Raw genomic sequence first — 18047 nt, forward strand, 5'->3', positions numbered from 1 at the left:
ACGTCCTCCCATGAGTTGAACTGCCTAAGGCTGGCTGCCCTGCCCGCTCGGGTCAGCGCAGAATTTCCTGCAGACGAAATGATCGAGCGAAATTTTCCCCGGCCCATGCAGCAGCGTCACCAGCAGCAGCAACCCCCAATACATATGATCCTTCAGCCCCACCTCGCTCAGGCCGGGGTAGGAAATTACCGCCATCATGTTGAACACGAACAGAAACAGGGCTGCGAACCGGGTTCCCAGGCCCAGCGCAAGGAGCACCGGGAATGACAGCTCAATGGCTGCTGCAAGCATTGCAGCCACTTCCGGCGGCAATAAAGGCACACGGAATTCGTAGGTAAAGAGGAACACGGTGCTGTCCCAGCTCATGATCTTGGTCAGCCCGGATTGCCAGAAAACATTGGCAACCCAGAGACGAATCAGCAAATCCAGCGCCGGGCTCAGAAAATTCAGCCCCTTGCCGGCCAGCATTGCAAGATCGGCTGTTTTGGTTATCAGTGACATGGCTCTTTACCATAGAAACTCACCATCGTGCCGCCTGAGAGATGCCGTTTCAGGAACAGCATGAAGTCGAATTCAGGCTCCACCCGCTCGGCCTGATCGTAGGCTTCCGCCACAGTGCAACCTGCGGCAAGGCTTTCCAGCATGGAGAACTCCCCGGCACCAAGCGCCTGCAATTCGATCTGAAAGCCACGGCGGATGATCAGCAGCTTCACCCCGCCCAGTGCCAGGTCAACGCCCTGATCGCCCGCGAAGCCCGGCTGATTGACTTCCCAGATACGTTGCACCGGGTAGCCGGATGCCAGCAGCGCGCTTGCCGGGTTCATCCTGAAGCGCAACTGTTTGAACTGTTCAGGCGGAATATCTGCCAGCCCTTTTATGGATAGCGATGCCTGATCCGCCGCATAAAAGGCCTGATGGCAGGCCCATTCGAGCCGGGCGACATCGGGGAGGTAAGCCAGTCCCTGCGCAGCAGGAAAATTCGCCAGAAACACATCGAATTGCACTCCATAATCCTCGACATCGCCGCTTGCGGAGGCATGGGTATGGATGAACGCGTCTGCTGCGTAGTTGAAAAATGCCTCGCCCACCAGGCGATCGATAACCGGGTAAACCGCCCGCAACGCTTCCCGCAGATTGGTGAACACATTGTTGCGATAGATTTCCAGACGCGGACCGGCGCCAAGACCATCGCCCTGGATGCTATTCGCCAGACCAGTGGACATCTCGCCAAAGATGGCCTGAGTAAAATCAAGCTGAAGCTGCCGCAACGGAAGCATCGATGCCCTCCTCAAGAATCGCGTCGACCTTGCGCGCTTCCCCCAGAAGAACGGAAAGCGGCGGGATATCGGTATCCCATTCGATCAGGGTCGGCACCCGGCCAAAGCGTTGTACGGCCCGCCGGTAAAGCGCCCATACTTCGTCGGAGACCGGGCTGCCATGGGTATCGATGAGGCAATCACCGTTGCTGTCGAAGCCGGCCAGGTGCATCTCACCGACCGCTTCGGGCGGAATGGTTTCCAGATAGCGCAGGGCATCGAAGCCGTGATTCACGGCGCTGACGTAAATATTGTTCACGTCCAGCAGAATGCCGCATCCGGACAAGGCTGCCACCTGAGAGACAAACTCCCATTCCGGAATGGTGGAATGGGAAAACTGGAGATAGCTGGAGACGTTCTCGATCAGGAGTCTCCTTCCCAGGAAATCCTGCGCCTCGCGTATGTTCCGGCTCACCATGGCAAGCGCCTCCTCGGTATAAGGCAGCGGCAGCAGGTCGTTGAGATAGCGCCCGCCAGCAGAACTCCAGCACAGATGTTCGGAAACCAGCGCAGGCTCAAAGCGATCGGCCAGCATTTTCAGCTTGCTTAAATGTTCGAGATTCAGTTCCCCGGTAGAACCCAGAGAGAGTCCAACCCCATGCAAACTCAGAGGATAACGGGCGCGAGCCTGTTCCAGATAATAAATGGGCTGCCCGCCTGCCCCGAAAAAGTTCTCGCTGTGCACTTCCAGCCAGCCGATATCAGGACTGGTTTCAACCACCTCGCGGTAGTGAGGCGCGCGCAGGCCGATCCCGGCACGGGCCGGAATCGCCTGTTCGCCACCCGGGGCGGAATAAAACATGGCCGGATTAACTCTTGCCGGCACCGCCAGGCTTGTTGTTGGGGTCCTTGCTGACATCCATGCCACCCACAATTTTGGCGCAGGTTCCCTTGGGCACGAGGATCCATGCCGATTTATCGGAGTCCATTTTGGACGTGCCGGCACAGGCGTTCGCGGCAGAGTCGCAATCGTTCTTGCCCGCCTTGACGATGCCGCCACATTTCTCCATTTGCTGCGCTGCATACACCTGCCCGCCCATGGTCGCGAGACCGAGAGAAAGAAGGCCGGTAAAAGCGGAACGAATGATCAGATCTGAGTTTTTCATGAGTCGACTCCATGCGAATATTGAGGCGACGAATGACATGAGAGAGCTATCCCTCGCATGCATTGGCCGAAGGGCGGATCGAAATCTTGCAACCGGAATTTTATGGGAAAGAAGATTCGTGACCCTGATTCATGTTGGGTCAATCCAGACTGGATGTGAATACAGTGAGCACCCCAGGCTACAGGCGGGGAATACGGGTATTAGAAGTTCATGCGCTTTTTACAGTTATCCAGCGGCCACAGCACACAGATACGCGTCCCCTGCCCCGGCTCCGATGCCAGTTCATATTGCCCGCCGGAGAGTTTGGCCCGCTCTTTCATGCTCAGGAGGCCCAAGCCTTTATCGAGCGGACAGTATTTGGCCGTCTCCGCCGGATCGAAGCCATCCCCGTCATCCTCGACCGAAAGACACAGCGCTTCACCGGTTTTTTTCAGGCTCACCCTGATGCGGCTGGCATTGGCATGCTTGAGCACATTGCTGGTGGCCTCCTGAATGATGCGGAAGATGGTGATCTTGAGCGGGAGCGGCACGTTGCCTTCCTCGATGCTGAAATCCCTTTCCACTATCATGTCCTGGCAGGCCGCGCCAAATTCCCGAAAAAACCACGATAGCGTGGCCAGGATGCCAAGATCATCCAGGGTCGATGGGCGCAGGTCCATGGCAACGCGGCGCACCTCGCCGCACGCATCCTTGACCCTGAATTTCAGCCGCCGCAGCGACTCGGCGGCGGCTCCGGTTTCGTTTGCGGCCAGCAATTGCAGCGATTCCTCCACGCCAAGCTTGATCATGACCAGCGACTGGCCAAGCACGTCATGCAGATCAGTGGCAATCCGGCGCCGCTCGCTTTCCTGAATCTCCAGCATCTGTGCCGACAGACGCTGCAATTCATTCTGCGAGGCGCACCATGCCGCGGTCGTCATGCCACACTCGCTTGCACACGCATTGATCTCCTCCGGCCGCATCGTAACGAGGTCTTGCCAATCCTGTATCACTGGATCTGTCGCATTCTCATACACAGTTCAATCACCCCGGCTTCGTAGTCGTAGCACAGATCCCCGGCAATGAAGGTAAAAACCATTTTTACTCCAGGAACATCTGCCATCTACATGAAATTTCCACAATTATTCAAGTACATCATGTAGCGGATCGGGATGGAATCCAATAGGTAGAATCACCTAGGAGGAGCGCGGATTTATCCTAAAAACCTCAGTTCGATAACCACGGAGGGCACGGAGAACACGGAGTAAAAACCATAGATTGCATGATGTTTGGCATTCACCCGATGGGTGAAGCCATATATGACCGCAAACTGCCTTTGCGAGTTGGGCGACAAGTCGCCCATCCCTGCTTACCCCGCTTCTCCGTGTTCTCCGTGCCCTCCGTGGTTAACTGCTTTTTATAGGATGAAGGCAGGCCGGGCGGTGGAATAAATCAGGCGTCCCGCAGGGACAGGCGCAGCTGGACTATTTCGGCAACCGTATGGGCATTGAGTTTGCGCATGATGTTGGCACGGTGGATATCCACGGTTTTCGGGCTGATGCCCAGGCTCCTGGCAATGAGCTTGCTGGAATTCCCGGCCACGACCAGATCGACCACCTCCATCTCGCGATCGGTCAGCGCGCTGAAGGCGGCACGGCGCAGATTGAGCTCACTGATGCGGAGGCGGTTTTTCTGGTCCAGCTCCAGCGCGGCGCGAACCCGTTCGAGCAGCTCCCGCGCCTTGAAGGGTTTCTGGATAAAATCAAAGGCGCCGTGTTTCAGCGCGCGCACGGCCATGGGCACATCGCCATGGCCGGTAATCATGATGACCGGCAGTACGATGCCGCTGGATTTGAGCGTCTCCAGAAGCGCCATGCCACTCATGTCCGGCATCTTCACATCCAGCAACAGACAGCCCTGCTGCTTCGGGTCGCAGGACCGCATGAAATCCCGTGCAGACGCAAACGGCCTGGCATTCAGGTTCACCGATTCCAGCAGCAGATGCAGCGAGTCGCGCATGGCCTCATCGTCATCCACCACGAATACCGTTGCCTGCCCTGTTGTGTTTTCACTCATGTTCGGCTCCGGCCGGCAGGGTAAAACAGAATTCGGCGCCCAGGCTCATATTTGCATCCGCCCATATCTGGCCGCCGTGATTTTCGACAATGCTGCGGCAGATCACCAGCCCCAGGCCCAGCCCATCCTTTTTCGTGGTCTGGAAAGGGCTGAACAGGTTCGCCATTTCATTCAACAGGATGCCCTTGCCGGTATCGCTCACCGCAATCAGCACATAACCCGCTTCACTCAGGCGCGTGGATACGCGCAGTTGGCGTATCGGCCAGGCGCTCATCGCTTCGATGGCATTCCGGTAAAGGTTGAGCAATACCTGTTCGATTTCAACCCTGCATGCCATCACCCTGGGCAGGGGCAACAGTGTCATGTGCAGGGATATGCCAAGGCGCCTGACTTCATCCTCCACCAGGGTCATGACATCCCTGGCCACCAGGTTGATATCGACCAGGGCGCGTTCGTGCCCCTGCTTGCGCACCAGGTCCTTGAGGTGGCTGACGATTCTTCCTGCCCGTTCGGCCTGCACGGAGGCCAGCGTCAAGGTATCCCGCAGCTTCTCCCGGCCCCACAGCTCTTCATCCATGCGGCGCAGACAGACATCCAGGTAATTGTTGCATGCGGTCAACGGCTGACTCAGTTCGTGCGCCAGACTGGAAGCCATTTCACCGGCAACGTTGAGGCGCCCGGCATGCTCGATTTTTGCACGCATCTCCTCCAGCTGCTTGTGCTCGGTGAGATCGCGGATGATGCCTTGCATATAGCGAACACCTTGCACCTCGATGACGCGCGCACTGATTTCCACCGGGAAGATGCTGCCATCCTTGCGCTGATAGCGCCCCTCCACGCGCAATTCCCCATCACGCTTCAGCATTTCGAGTTTGCCCGGAATGGTTGGCTTGTCGAGCGGATCGTGCAACGCCAGGACATGTTTTTGCAGCATTTCTTCCCGCCCATAGCCAAGGACCTTCTGGGCTCTTTCATTCGCCTCGATAATTTGCCCCGCCTCGTCGAGGACAATAATCATGTCGTTGGCGTGGCGGGTCAGATACTCGAAATGCTTGAGCAGCAATTCGCGCTCCAGCGCCGCATCATGTTCCGCCTTGAGCTGTTTTTGCCGTGCATGAACACCCTGCAGCCAGGCAAAGAAAAACAGGCCTCCGAGCACGGCAAAGGCAAGCCCCAGGCTCGCGGCCCACTGCTTGAGCTGATGGATGGGGGCAAAAATCTCGTCCTTGTCCACTTTGGAAACCATGAACCAGGAAGTGCCGGGCACACTGCGCATCGCCGCAACCACGGGAACGCCGCGGTAATCGAGGCCACTCTTCGTGCTGACCTCCCCATGGATCGCCATCACGGTCGGCAGGCTTGCCGCCGACAGCGGGATACGCAGGGATAACGCCGCCCCTTTGCGATGGCGCAATTCGTTGATGAACACCACCTCGCCGCCTTCCTTCCGGGTCAGCAGCGTTTCGGCGCTAGGGCTTGGGCTGGGCCAGGCCTGGACCAGCGGATAGAGGAAATCGTACGGGTCGATTTGCAGCAATATGGCGCCCGCCAGCTGGCCATTTTTTATCTTTGCATCCAGCAGCGGGGCCACCAGGGAAAGGCTGACAACCTGGCTTCCGGGGCCGCTGCCGTGAATATCCGAAAATAGCGGCTGCCGGCCCTTCATCGCCTCCAGCGCCAGCCTTGTGTCAGCATCATCCAGCACACCGGCCTTGCCGGTCGTGATTCTGACCTTGCCCTGCCGGTCAAGGAGCGAGGCTGTCGCATAGCCATGAGTCAGCTGCAGACCGGCCAGCACCCGCAACAATTTCTGCTCCTGCAGGCCGGAAGGCGCTTGCTGCCACTGTTCGAACTCGGTCGCCAGCAACGCACCGTTTGAAAAAGCCTCGGCCCGCCTGATGTGCCCGCGCCGCCAGGTGACAATCTGCTCGACCTTCAAGTCGGCAATCGCCCCGAGATTATGGAGTTTTTCCACTTCGATCAGGTTTTCGATCTTGTGAAACCCCTGAAACCCGGCCAGCGCAATGAAACAGGCGAACAACACATACGCCAGCAGCGGGATATAGGGGGTGAGATTTCTCCGGGTTGCGAATGCAAACACGCTCATCTGCGGGCCTCTTGGCAACAAAGCAGCCGGGTCAGGTGGAGGGAAACGCAGCCTGATACTACATGATTTTCAGTCCGGGAATAAATAGAAGCATCATGCAGAAGCGGGTTACCTGCCCATGGCATGACCAGCCAGAAATTCTATTATTGGCTTGATGAATGACACATCGACCAAGGAGAGCAGGCATGAACAAGGAGAGTTTTGATGGAGACGGCTTTCTGACCGACCCATGGAGCTGGAACGAGGATCTTGCGCGGCGCATCGCCGCGGAAGACGGGGTGGGCGAACTGCGCGAGGATCATTGGGCCATCATCCGCTTCCTGCGCAAGAATTACCTCGATGGCGGCCTGCCGGCGGTCAGTCATGTCTGCCATGTCCACCATTTCGAGCACCGCTGTCTTCCCGAGCTGTTCCAGAGCGTGAAGGCAGCCTGGCGCATTGCCGGCCTGCCCAATCCCGGCGAGGAAGCCAGGGCATACATGTAGCCCTGCCTGCCGCCTGCGGCAGGCCCCCGCAAAAAAGCGTTCAGTAACGTTCGTAGTTGCGCTGGAACTCGATTTTCCAGGGTTTGGCCGCGCCGGGCTCAGCCACGTTGAGGGTAAACCGCAGGAAATCCGGCGTCGCGAAGCTGAAATCCCCGATATAGTAGATGGCCTCGCCCTCTTTGATGTTCCTCATCTTGATCTGCCGCTGCTGCTCGATCATGTTGACGGTATGCGCCGTGACATCCGCACTGACCGGCCGGGGAATATTCCTTTCGTCCATCCTGCTCACCGCGACCGTGAGCAGCAAACGATTTTTGCTGCGCTGGATGCCATAAGCCCTTGCCACCTGGGGGGCAAGAGTGTCCGTGGTCACCACGTTGTAGTTGACGTCCACATCGCCAAACTTCTGAATCTCGGCATGAGCGGGAAACGACAGCACTATCAGGCAGAACAGAAACTTGTTGGTCAGCGTTTTCATGATGCACCTCCTGCTAAATTAAGCGTTTCACTTCCGCTTCTCCCCCAGCATACGAATTATGGCAATGCCATGTCATGTGCTCAATAATGGGAATTACTGATTACCGGCGCGATATAACCTGATTATTCTGCTTCATGCAGAACCCCCCCCTTCAGGATAAATGCCGCAACATGGCGAAATACAGTGTTTCACGCAGTGCCTTGCGGCGCTTGCCCGCCTACACTTTTCTCTCGCACTACCCAAATCGTGGACAGGAGACAGATCATGCGCTTTCATTTTCTATGCTGCGGCGTGACATTGGCACTGTCAGCCGCGTTGCCCTTGACCTGTGTTGCGGCAGACGCCCCCTACGCCAGAATCATTTCCCCGCAGGACGGCGCAAAACTGGACGCCATGTCCCAGAACCGCATCGATTACGAAGTTGCCCCCGGCCCGGGCGGGGACCACATTCACCTTTACGTCGACAACAAGGAAGCCGCCATCCTGCGCAAGCTTTCCGGCAGCCACGCGCTTGAATCCCTGCCGCCGGGAGCACACGGGCTGTGCATCAAGGTGGTGAACAAGGCCCACGTGCCGATCGGGGTGGAGCACTGCGTCAAGGTGAGCGTGCAATAGCCCTCCTGGAAAATACGGTTGGCCACAGAGGGCACAGAGAAAAACCAGACAGTTCAGGTGAGCTTACGAAATGCGGAAAACCCGGCGTTCTCTGTGCTCTCTGTGTCCTCTGTGGCTTGAACTAAGGCTTTCAGGATAAAAACATGGACCTCCAGAATCTGGGATATGCCCTGACCCAGGTGGTGCACAACTTCGGCGCCACTGCCGTCACAGGGGGCGCGCTGGCGGCCCTGTGGCTGGCGCCGCACCCGGAGCGCGAGCGCGCCATGGCGTGGCTGGCGCTGACGGGGTGGGCCGCCCAGATGGCGAGCGGCGCGGCATTCGGGGCGATCAGCTTTTACTATTACGGGCAGTTTCCGGACCTCAGCGCAGTGGCGCTGGCCGCCCTGGCGATCAAGGTGGCCTGCGCCGCTTCCGGCTTCGTCCTGGCCGCCCTTTATCTGCTGCAGGCGGCAAACCGGCCCGAATCCTGGCACCGCGGCGTCTGGCTGATACTGGCCGGCCTTGCCGCCACAGCATTGACAGCAGCCGCCTTCCTGCGCTGGTTTTCCTGAGGAGTTGCATGATGAAAATTCAAGTGGTTTTTTACAGCATGTACGGACACATTCATCTCATGGCGGAAGCGGTTGCAGCCGGAGCAAGCACGGTTGATGGCGCCGAGGTCAGCCTGTGGCGCGTGCCGGAACTGGTGCCGGAGGACAAGCTCAAGGCCAGCGGCGCCGGGGCGGCGCAATCCGCCTTTTCCCGTGTGCCGCTGATTGCTCCGGCGCAACTGGCGGAAGCGGATGCCATCCTCTTCGGCACGCCGACCCGCTTCGGCAACATGGCCGCGCAGATGCGCAATTTCCTCGACCAGACCGGCAAGCTGTGGATGGACGGCAGCCTGATCGGCAAGGTGGGCAGCGTGTTCACCAGCACGGCAACCCAGCATGGCGGCCAGGAGAGCACCATTCTCGGCTTCCACACCACGCTGCTGCACCACGGCATGGTGATCGCCGGGCTGCCCTACAGCGAGCAACGGCAAATGACCATGAGCGAAATCAGCGGCGGTTCCCCCTACGGCGCCAGCACCATCGCCGGCCCCGACGGCAGCCGCAAGCCCAGCGAGAACGAGCTGGCCATGGCCCGTTTCCAGGGTCACCACGTGGCGCAGATTGCCGCCGCGCTGGCGCGGGGACGGAGCAGCAAAGCCTGAGCGCCGTCCATCAACAGGAGTGGAGAACGAAATGAGCCAATGCCCCTACATGACCACCGCCGCCGGCACGCCGGTGGCCGACAACCAGAATTCCCAGACGGCCGGCCCGCGCGGGCCGGTGCTGATGCAGGATTACCAGCTGATGGAAAAAATGGCGCACTTCAACCGCGAGCGCGTGCCGGAGCGGGTGGTGCATGCCAAGGGCGCGGGCGCCTATGGCAACTTCACGGTGACCGGCGACATCTCGAAATACACCCGGGCGAAGCTGTTTTCCCGGGTGGGCAACACCTGCGAGATGTTCGCGCGCTTCTCCACCGTGGCCGGGGAAATGGGCTCTGCCGACACGGCGCGCGACCCGCGCGGCTTCGCGCTCAAGTTCTACACCGAGGAAGGCAACTGGGATCTGGTGGGCAACAATACCCCGGTGTTCTTCGTGCGCGATCCGCTCAAGTTTTCCGATTTCATCCACTCGCAGAAACGCGACCCCGCCACCGGCCTGCGCGACAACACCATGCAGTGGGATTTCTGGAGCCTCTCGCCGGAATCGCTGCACCAGGTCACGATCCTGTTTTCCGACCGCGGCATCCCCGCCTCCTACCGCCACATGAACGGTTATTCCAGCCACACCTTCAGCCTGTGGAACAACCACGGCGAGCGCTACTGGGTGAAATGGCACTTCAAGACCCTGCAGGGCATCCAGACCCTGAACAATGAAGAGGCCGCCAGAATCGCCGGAGAGGACCTGGACTACCACCGGCGCGACCTGCACGCCGCCATCGAGCGTGGCGAGTTCCCGCGCTGGAAGGTGCAGATACAGATCATGCCGGAGAGGGATGCCGAGAACTATGCCATCCACCCCTTCGACCTCACCAAGGTCTGGCCGCACAGCGACTACCCGGTTATCGACGTGGGCGTCATGGAGCTGAACCGCAACCCGCAGAACTACTTCGCGGAAGTGGAACAGGCCGCCTTCGAGCCGGGCAACATGCCGCCCGGCATGGGCGCTTCGCCGGACAAGATGTTGCAGGCGCGGCTGCTGTCCTACCCCGACGCGCACCGCTACCGCATCGGCGTCAACTATGCCGCGCTCGACGTCAACAAGCCGCGCTGCCCGGTGCATACCTACCACCGCGACGGCCAGACCCGCTTCGACGGCAATTCCGGCGGCGCGGTCAACTACCAGCCCAACAGCTTCGACGGGCCGCTGGACGATGCGCGCATGCTGGAGCCGCCGCTGAAGATCAGCGGCGACGCCAGCCGCTACAGCCACCGCAACGGCAACGAGGACTACATCCAGGCAGGCAAGCTGTACCACCTCATGAGCGCGGATCAGAAGGCGCAGCTCATCGCCAACCTGGTGGGCGCGCTGAAAACGGTGCCGCGCAAGATCCAGGTGCGCCAGGCCATGCACTTCCACCGGGCCGACCCGGATTACGGCAGCCGCGTGGCGCAGGGACTGGGGATCAGGATCGAGGAGATCGACGGCTAGGGGAGGCTACGTCATTGCGAGCGCAGCGAAGCAATCTGCTTTTTGTCGTTGAACCCAGATAATCCATTTGGGCGTAGATAACGAGTACAGCCCGACATGTCGGGTTAAAACCCGACCTACAACTCATTGATTTTCCGATACCCAAACGGCTAATAAACTATCTGGGTTGAATAGAACAAGATTGCTTCGCTGCGCTCGCAATGACAAGGCTCAGCGGATCATCCCGCGCAGGCTTTCAGGCGTCATTTGCGCGCCCTTCCTGATCAGCTCCCGCGCCGCATCGACCCGGCCCCACAGGTTGCACATCATGATTCCCCGCACGCGCCCATCACGCAGGTAGTAGATGACCCCGGTCTGGTTTTCCTTCTGCCAGTCGGCGAAGGTTTCCAGGCTGGTGTCCACTTCGCCGGTGGCCTCGTAGCCCAGTTCGAACAGGTCGGAGAAGAAATACGGCTGGTAGGTATAGGCCTCGTGCGCGCCCGCCATGTTCCAGCCAGCCCAGCGCCCCTGCACCAGGGCGTTGTCCCAGTGCTCGATGCGCATGCGTTTTCCCAGCGCCCGGTAGGGGAAAAAGGCGTTGTCGCCAGCCGCGTAGATGTCCGGATGGGACGATTCGAGAAACTCGTTCACCACGATGCCGTTGCCCACTTCCAGACCGGCTGCCTGGGCAAGCTCGATGCGCGGGTCCACGCCGATGCCGACGATCACCAGGTCGGATTCCAGGCTTCTGCCGCTGACGGTTTCCGTACGGAACATGTTGCCGTGTTTGCTGATCGAGGCCGGCGTATCCGAAGGAATCACCCGGATGCCGCGCTCCTGGAAATGGCGCTGCACCGCCTTGCCCAGGGAATCGGGAAAGACGCGGCGGCACAGCGTGGCCGAGGGGAAGATCATGGTGACTTCGAGGTTGATATTCAGCGCGGCAGCGAGTTCCGAGCCGATAAATCCGCCGCCGACGATCAGCACCGACTTGTTGACCTGGGCCTCGCCATGCATGCGCAGATAATCGTCCAGGGTACGAAAATGATAGATGCCCTCGTGCTCGCCGCCGGGAATGGCGATGCGCCGCGGCCGGGTGCCGGTGGCCAGGAGCAGCTTGCCGAAGCGGTAGCTGCCGCCATCCACGGCAGTGATGGACTTGTCATGCGGATCCAGTTTTTCCACCCTGCCCCCCAGCGCCAGGGTGACGCCATGGTCCTGGTAAAAGCGCTGCGGGTGAATGAAGATGTCATCCACCTTGCCCTTGCCGAACCACAGCTTCTTGGAGAGCGGCGGACGGTCATAGGGCAGATGCGCTTCCTCGCCGATCAGCAGGATGCTTCCCCGGCTGTCGTGCTCGCGTATCCCCTGGATGGCAGAGGCACCCGCCAGCCCGCCGCCCACGATGACATAATCGAATTTACTCATGTCTCACCTGTTGCCGTTCAATAGGGTGATGTTTGCCTATTTGCGTGCGAAACGACATACAGTATTCGGCTGCATATCGATGGGGGCAATCCGGTAGAAACAGCGCGCATCAGGCTGGCATATTTGCGTAATTGCTTGCCACAACAGCCTTTGCGGAGATGAAGCGCAGGCAGTGCAGTTTGTGCATACAAAACATTGACTCATCACTTATTTGTGCATACACTTTAACCCATGGACATCGACTTTGATCCGATCAAGAACGAGAGGAATATCAGATCGCGCCAGCTCTCGTTCGAACGAGTGGCGGAAATCGATTTCAATACTGCGCTGGTTTTCCCCGATACCCGCAAGGAATATGGCGAAACCCGTTACATCGCGCTGTGCTACCTGGACCGTCGGCTGCATGTGCTGTGCTTCACCGAGACCAAGACGGGCATTCGGGTGATCAGCTTCCGCAAGGCAAATGAGAGAGAGGCAAACAGACATGGCAAGCCGCAAACCCTTGATTAACGCGGACGGCGAAGTCCGCGAACTAACCGCAGAAGAGATGACGAAATTCAAGCCAGCCGCTGAGGTATTGCCGCTGTCGCTTAGAAAGAAACTGGCTGTGCGTGGGCCGCAGAAAACGCCGACCAAAGAGCGCATCACCATCCGGCTGTCCCGGGAAGTAGTAGAGCAATTTCGCGAAAGTGGCGCGGGCTGGCAAACCCGAGTGGACGCTGCCCTGCGCGAGTGGCTCAAGAACCATTCTCCGGCGTGAGCAGTCCCGCCAAGGGCTGAAGGTGTGCGCTTGAAATAGCCACTGCTGGCGCATCGGATGCCCCTAAAGCCGGTGGTTTAAACCCTCCAACCGACAATCAATGGGCCAGCCGCGCTGCAGCCCACGCCCAGCCTGACCAGGCGGCTTTCGTGTACGGCTTGTAATGAACACATGAAAAAAAATGTGTTCCAATGATTCTCACTCATCTCGACACACCCCCCCTTTTTTCGTTTTCCATTTCCATTGTAGGTCGGGCTTTAGCCCGACAAATCGGACTGTACCCGTTAAGGGCATCCCCGCCGGGAATGGATGCTTCGCATCTCGTTCCGGCGAGAAAGCCCGCCCTACAGTTCAAACATTAAATGGCCGGATCAATCGGTCCCATCGCCCATATATTGCCTGAAGGAGATTCGATCATGGATCGCAATATGCATTTCCCCAGTTTTTCCAATACCCTGCAACACATCTTCAGCCACGCCGCAGTCACGCTTCTGGCGGTGGGCATCGCCTTTTCCCTGCCGCTGGCGGCGAAATTCATCCTCTATACCTGGTGGCCCATGGTGGCTGGGGATTCACACCTGCTGCTGATTGCCGAGATCGGTTTTGCCGCCGTTCTGGTGCTGCTGTTCAATCTGGTGCTGGTCGCCCGGGAAGGACGGCGCAGCCTGCGCATGAACCGTATCGCCTCGCTGGTGCATGTGCAGGAAGGGGATAGCTGGCTCTCGCGCTGGAGCAGCCGCAACCTGAGCAACCGGATCAGCAGCGCACGGGATGTGTCGGTGATGTCCATCACCGGCTACGACACTTTCGTCTCGGAAAGGCGCAATCTGCACCGTTTCATCGACGACAGCTACGAGCTGCGGGTGATGTTGCTGAACCCCTACGGCGCCGGAGCCAAGCGGCGCATACAGTCGCTCGGCAGCGAGGCATCCATCGCCTCCTATCGCCAGGAAACGGAAGCCACCATCGAGCGCCTCGCCAGTCTGGCCGCCGCCGGCAAGAAGGTCACGCTCAAGTTTTACGAGGAGCAGCCTTTCTGGAACCTGATCGTCACCGGGGAATATGTCTGGGTGCAGTACTGCCACGACGGCCAGGAACTGAAGGACCAGCCGGAATATGTCTTCGCGCTGCGCAAGAACAAGCCCGCGCAAGGCCTGTTCCCGGCCTTCTACGTGCATTTCCTCAACCACTGGAACGATCTGCGCCACCCGGAATACGACCTGCGCAGCAAGGAACTGATCTACCGCAACGACAAGGGAAATATCGTGGGGTGCATCCCCTACCCCCCGCGCGAAGACCGGCGGGCCGAGCAAAGGCTGGTGATGGTGGCGCAATGAACGCTACAAGCCCACCTTTTGCGCCACTATGCCTTCGCGCTGCCTGACACATTCCAGCAACGCATCCGAGCATACGGAATCAGGGTTGTAGGCCACCTCCAGCATGTGGGGATGGTTGGGGCTGAAATGGGCGGAGACCACCCCGTCCATATCGGCAATTTCGGATTCCAGCTGATTACGTTCAATCAGGGGAAGTTCGGGGTTCAGGTGAATCATGAAATCTACGATGCTCATGATCTTTCTCCTTCGAATTTTCTGTTTCCATCCAGAAGTGGCTGCCGCCGGCTGCTCTGGCCGCCACGTCGTCAGCCTTGTTGGCGTGAGTTAAATCAGCGTTTCCTCAAGGCTTGATAATTGTTTGGCAGCAAGCAACTCATTGCGTTCACGGGGATGGCGCTCATGTTTTCAGCAGGCTGTCGATTTTCGCGGCGCAAATGAAATCGTTTTCCGACAATCCGCCGATCGCGTGGGTGGAATAGCGCACGCGGCATTGGCTGTAGCCAACCTCCAGATCCGGATGGTGGTCTTCGCGATGGGAGATCCAGGCCGTCGCATTCACGAACGCCATGGTTTCGTAGTAGTTATTGAAATGGAAAGTCCTGGCGATTTCCTTGCCCGCCCGCTCCCACCCGTCCAGGGCCTCCAGCATGCGCTCGATTTCAGCCTGTTCCATTGGGGGAACGCCCCCTTCGCACGGCTTGCAGCTTTTCCCGGCCAGATCGCACGAGAGTTCGGTGTTCATGATTGCCTCCTGGGTGATATGGATTCGATTTCGGCCATCTCAGCCTGCCATCTTGTCAAGCATGTGATCGATGACCTCACTGTGCTCGTGCTGCGGGCTGAACAGGATGACCTCGGCATCTGCGCCAACCTTGACCGTGTGCCCGGGAGGCCAGTAGAACAGGTCGCCGCTGACTATTTTTTCATGCGTGCCGTCCGCATAGGTGATGGTGAGTTCACCCTGCAACAGGTAGCCCCAGTGGGGAGACTGGCACAGGTCGCCTTCCAGCCCCTGAAGCAGTGGCGCTATATCCGTCCCGGCGCCGAGAGAAAAATATTCGCCGCTGATCATGCCGTATCCGGTTGCATCGCCGAATTCCGTCTTTTGCCTGGCTACGGCTCCTGGCACATCGATTCTGACTGGTATATCTCGTTTGGCGATTCGCATGGTGCTTTCTCCTTTTAAAATGCGTTTTTTAACCCGGATAATCCATTAGAACCCAGACACCCCTGTGGGAGCGGCGCCCTCGCCGCGATTTGCGTTCGCATTCGCGCCGAGGGCGGCGCTCCAACATGCACGAGCATTCCAATGGAACCCGGATTTAACCCGGAGAAGCAGGATCACGGCACAATCCACTCGCTCACCGGCATCAGCATGCTCTCGCCCGCGCCCGGGAAGCGGGCCACGTAGCCGCCGCGGGAGGCAAAGCGCTGTCCCGGCCCGAGGCTGAGGCGGGGATAGACGGCTGATGCCGGGGACTGTTCCGTCATCTGCTCGATGCGCTCGATGAAATAATCGCGCGAAAAATTGTCCCCCATGCTGGACAGCGCATCGCCCGCGACGGTGAGCGCGAAATAGGTGCTGGACTGGATGCGCTCGTCAATCAGCGGAATCTTTCTGGCCTCGAGCCAGTGATTCATGCGCGACAGGCGCTGCGCGCGGCGTTCGCTCAGTTCGAAGGGATAGACCAGGCGCATCCTGTCCAGCCAGCTGCCGAACAGCAGAACCCGGCACGGCCGCGCGATCAGGCTGCCGGACAAATAGATGTTCTCCATGCCGGGCGGCGCTTTCCCCTGGCCATGCAGCTGCGTGATGTCCTCATCGTTGAGCCACAGCACCAGCACGCCCGGCCTGGTTTCCGGGAGCAGTTGCGACCAGAACTTCTCTGGCACGGGCCCCTCGCCTGACACCGGATGATCGGAAATCTCATGGATGCCGCGGCGCTGCAGGGCAGCGCGCAAGGCCCGGGCCGGCACGCGGCCTGCGGCATCGTCGCGGAACACCTGCACGATGCGCTCCTTCCGCCCGCTCTCCGCCAGATGCCTGGCCAGCACCTCGGCCTCCAGCGCGACCCCGCGCGAAAAATAGAGCGTCGCATAGCCGCTCCCGGCAAGCTCCGGGTAATCCACGTTGGGAAACACGCAGGGAATCCCCGCCTGCTCGCAGAATTCGTGCACCGGGCGCCAGCTGCCCGCGCCAATGCCGCTCAGCACGGCAAATACCGGCTGCTGCCGGTAGCGCGCCGCAAGCTGCTCCTGCCAGCTCTCCGGCGGGCCGGACAGCGCCCACTCATGCAGCACCCATTTGCGGTAAACGCGATACATCCGCTCGGTGCCGATGGATTTGCGGCGGCTCTCCTGGCGGGTACCGCTGTTCTTGTCGCGCAGGAAGGCATGCAGCACGTCGCGCATCGCCTGCACGCGGGACGGCGCGACGCCCGGTGCAATGATGGTGGCGAAGTGGATCTCGCTGTCCGTAACACCCGGCGCCGGGTCCAGGGAAAGCCCCTGGAGGTAGGCTGCCAGCGCGGCGACCTCGGCATCGGCGAGGGCAAAACGCGGCATCAGCGGATCAAGCGCGCGGCCGCCCGGATCGACCCCCTCGCGCAAGGCGCGCGCCAGGCTGTCCAGGGTATAGGGCGGGCGGGGATCCTTCACCCGGAACAGGGCACGCTCCCGCTCCGATCCGCCGATTTCCGGACGGGAAAAAAGCAGGCGCCCGGCAATCGGGCGAATCGCATTCCGCCCCTCGCTGCCGCCCAGCCCGCTGCGACGGTGGCAGCTGGCGCAGGCGGCGTCCATGCCGCTCAGCTCCACTCCGTTCTGAGCCCGGCCCCGCAAGGGCGCCCCGGAAGGGAGGAGACCTTCGCGATAGATGCCCTGGCCGGCCTGCGCGGGCTCCGCCGCCGCTGACGCGCCGCCGAACAGCATGGCCAGCAGCGGCAGTATCAGGCTCCATGGCCGCATGTCATCCTCACCTGGGCGCCAGCTGACGGTATTCCCGGATGATGTCGGGCGCGCTGGCAAAGCCGTCCAGCCTGACCCAGGGCCTGTCCGCGCCGCCCGCCCGGATGAAGGTGGCGGGAGCGTGATTCATCTTGTCCCCGCGATAGACGCCAAAGGCGCGCTGGACGGCGATGCTGCTCTCCGTGCTGCCGGTCAGCATGCGCCACTGCGGGCCCGCGCGGAACTTGCCGGCATACGCTTTCAGCGCCGCCGGCGTATCGTGCTCGGGGTCGATCGAAATCGACACCATGCGCACCCTGTCGCGCTCAGCCCCCAGCTGGTCCTGCACATGATGGAAGGTGGCGCTCATCACCGGGCAGATCGCGCTGCAACTGGTGTAGATGAAATTCAGCATGACCGGCTCGTTGCCGCCCAGCCCTTCGCGCAGGGAAACCACTGCGCCGTTCATGTCCACCAGCTTGAGGTCGGGTATGTGATAAGCGGCGGCCGAGCGCGCATACATGCCGCGCATGGCGTCCATGCCCTGGCCGTGGTGGTCGTGCTCGCCGCCCAGTGCCATGCTGGCAATCCCGAAGGACAGCGCGGCAAGTGTCCCGCTTATCCTGCGTGCCCATTGCTGGTGGTCTGTTTTCATTTGATTTCTCCCCTGCATCCAGTATCGCCGTGCTATTAACCCGGCCCTTAAATATCCGGGGGTGTAGGAGGCCCGCCCCGGGCCGATCCAACCGGC

At 59.9% G+C, this 18047-nt stretch carries 22 protein-coding genes; 8 read left to right on the forward strand and 14 right to left on the reverse strand.

Annotation, left to right across the window (positions count from 1 at the left end; translation table 11 throughout):
* Positions 1-24: 24 nt before the first annotated feature.
* The 7 genes from WC392_00100 to WC392_00130 all read right to left on the reverse strand — a co-directional run bounded on the left by WC392_00100 (position 25) and on the right by WC392_00130 (position 6578).
* Entirely contained in the window at positions 25-501 is a 477-nt protein-coding gene (locus WC392_00100; GenBank protein MFA5240754.1) for a DoxX family protein, read from the reverse strand.
* Positions 492-1277, reverse strand: coding sequence for a DNA-binding domain-containing protein (locus tag WC392_00105; GenBank protein MFA5240755.1), 786 nt, complete (start codon positions 1275-1277; stop codon positions 492-494). The genes WC392_00100 and WC392_00105 overlap by 10 nt, the downstream gene beginning before the upstream one ends.
* Positions 1249-2118: a DUF692 domain-containing protein gene (locus WC392_00110; GenBank protein ID MFA5240756.1), complete on the reverse strand. Its 870-nt coding sequence runs from the start codon at positions 2116-2118 to the stop codon at positions 1249-1251. Before WC392_00110 ends, WC392_00105 begins: the two co-directional genes overlap by 29 nt.
* Positions 2119-2125: 7 nt before the next feature.
* The gene (locus tag WC392_00115; GenBank protein ID MFA5240757.1) at positions 2126-2422 is read right to left on the reverse strand and encodes a DUF2282 domain-containing protein; all 297 of its coding nucleotides are present in this window, start codon (positions 2420-2422) and stop codon (positions 2126-2128) included.
* 200 nt (positions 2423-2622) lie between these two features.
* Positions 2623-3342 (reverse strand): sensor histidine kinase, encoded by a 720-nt coding sequence (locus tag WC392_00120; GenBank protein ID MFA5240758.1) that lies wholly within the window; start codon positions 3340-3342, stop codon positions 2623-2625.
* 511 nt (positions 3343-3853) lie between these two features.
* Positions 3854-4477 (reverse strand): response regulator, encoded by a 624-nt coding sequence (locus WC392_00125; GenBank protein ID MFA5240759.1) that lies wholly within the window; start codon positions 4475-4477, stop codon positions 3854-3856.
* Positions 4470-6578: a PAS domain S-box protein gene (locus tag WC392_00130; GenBank protein ID MFA5240760.1), complete on the reverse strand. Its 2109-nt coding sequence runs from the start codon at positions 6576-6578 to the stop codon at positions 4470-4472. Before WC392_00130 ends, WC392_00125 begins: the two co-directional genes overlap by 8 nt.
* Before the next feature lie 191 nt (positions 6579-6769).
* Between WC392_00130 and WC392_00135 the strand changes: the two genes are divergently transcribed.
* Positions 6770-7069, forward strand: a complete 300-nt coding sequence (locus tag WC392_00135; GenBank protein ID MFA5240761.1) for a TusE/DsrC/DsvC family sulfur relay protein — start codon at positions 6770-6772, stop codon at positions 7067-7069.
* A gap of 40 nt (positions 7070-7109) precedes the next feature.
* Here WC392_00135 and WC392_00140 read toward each other — a convergent pair whose 3' ends face one another.
* Complete coding sequence (locus tag WC392_00140; GenBank protein MFA5240762.1) at positions 7110-7547, reverse strand: DUF4426 domain-containing protein; 438 nt, start codon at positions 7545-7547, stop codon at positions 7110-7112.
* A gap of 264 nt (positions 7548-7811) precedes the next feature.
* Between WC392_00140 and WC392_00145 the strand changes: the two genes are divergently transcribed.
* The 4 genes from WC392_00145 to WC392_00160 all read left to right on the forward strand — a co-directional run bounded on the left by WC392_00145 (position 7812) and on the right by WC392_00160 (position 10846).
* Positions 7812-8162, forward strand: coding sequence for a hypothetical protein (locus WC392_00145; GenBank protein ID MFA5240763.1), 351 nt, complete (start codon positions 7812-7814; stop codon positions 8160-8162).
* 143 nt (positions 8163-8305) lie between these two features.
* The gene (locus tag WC392_00150; protein MFA5240764.1) at positions 8306-8716 is read left to right on the forward strand and encodes a hypothetical protein; all 411 of its coding nucleotides are present in this window, start codon (positions 8306-8308) and stop codon (positions 8714-8716) included.
* An 8-nt stretch (positions 8717-8724) separates the two neighbouring features.
* The gene (gene wrbA / locus WC392_00155) at positions 8725-9357 is read left to right on the forward strand and encodes an NAD(P)H:quinone oxidoreductase (protein ID MFA5240765.1); all 633 of its coding nucleotides are present in this window, start codon (positions 8725-8727) and stop codon (positions 9355-9357) included.
* 31 nt (positions 9358-9388) lie between these two features.
* Positions 9389-10846: a catalase gene (locus WC392_00160; GenBank protein MFA5240766.1), complete on the forward strand. Its 1458-nt coding sequence runs from the start codon at positions 9389-9391 to the stop codon at positions 10844-10846.
* A 210-nt stretch (positions 10847-11056) separates the two neighbouring features.
* Here the strand turns inward: WC392_00160 and WC392_00165 are convergent, their stop codons facing one another.
* Complete coding sequence (locus tag WC392_00165) at positions 11057-12253, reverse strand: FAD-dependent oxidoreductase (GenBank protein MFA5240767.1); 1197 nt, start codon at positions 12251-12253, stop codon at positions 11057-11059.
* 231 nt (positions 12254-12484) lie between these two features.
* Here WC392_00165 and WC392_00170 point away from each other — a divergent pair, with 231 nt between their 5' ends.
* The 3 genes from WC392_00170 to WC392_00180 all read left to right on the forward strand — a co-directional run bounded on the left by WC392_00170 (position 12485) and on the right by WC392_00180 (position 14350).
* Positions 12485-12763, forward strand: coding sequence for a BrnT family toxin (locus WC392_00170; GenBank protein ID MFA5240768.1), 279 nt, complete (start codon positions 12485-12487; stop codon positions 12761-12763).
* Positions 12738-13013, forward strand: a complete 276-nt coding sequence (locus WC392_00175) for a BrnA antitoxin family protein (GenBank protein ID MFA5240769.1) — start codon at positions 12738-12740, stop codon at positions 13011-13013. Before WC392_00170 ends, WC392_00175 begins: the two co-directional genes overlap by 26 nt.
* Positions 13014-13429: 416 nt before the next feature.
* Positions 13430-14350, forward strand: a complete 921-nt coding sequence (locus WC392_00180) for a hypothetical protein (protein MFA5240770.1) — start codon at positions 13430-13432, stop codon at positions 14348-14350.
* Between the two features lie 3 nt (positions 14351-14353).
* Here the strand turns inward: WC392_00180 and WC392_00185 are convergent, their stop codons facing one another.
* The 5 genes from WC392_00185 to WC392_00205 all read right to left on the reverse strand — a co-directional run bounded on the left by WC392_00185 (position 14354) and on the right by WC392_00205 (position 17951).
* Positions 14354-14584 (reverse strand): hypothetical protein, encoded by a 231-nt coding sequence (locus tag WC392_00185; GenBank protein ID MFA5240771.1) that lies wholly within the window; start codon positions 14582-14584, stop codon positions 14354-14356.
* Positions 14585-14747: 163 nt separating this feature from the next.
* Positions 14748-15092 carry a 4a-hydroxytetrahydrobiopterin dehydratase gene (locus WC392_00190; GenBank protein MFA5240772.1) on the reverse strand — a complete coding sequence of 115 codons (345 nt, stop codon included), beginning with the start codon at positions 15090-15092 and terminating at the stop codon, positions 14748-14750.
* A 39-nt stretch (positions 15093-15131) separates the two neighbouring features.
* Positions 15132-15518, reverse strand: coding sequence for a cupin domain-containing protein (locus WC392_00195; protein ID MFA5240773.1), 387 nt, complete (start codon positions 15516-15518; stop codon positions 15132-15134).
* Between the two features lie 173 nt (positions 15519-15691).
* Positions 15692-17317, reverse strand: a complete 1626-nt coding sequence (locus WC392_00200) for an ABC transporter substrate-binding protein (protein MFA5240774.1) — start codon at positions 17315-17317, stop codon at positions 15692-15694.
* A gap of 7 nt (positions 17318-17324) precedes the next feature.
* Positions 17325-17951: an SCO family protein gene (locus WC392_00205; GenBank protein MFA5240775.1), complete on the reverse strand. Its 627-nt coding sequence runs from the start codon at positions 17949-17951 to the stop codon at positions 17325-17327.
* Positions 17952-18047: the final 96 nt, after the last annotated feature.

The sequence above is a fragment of the Sulfuricella sp. genome, from assembly GCA_041651995.1.
Lineage (GTDB): Bacteria > Pseudomonadota > Gammaproteobacteria > Burkholderiales > Sulfuricellaceae > Sulfurimicrobium.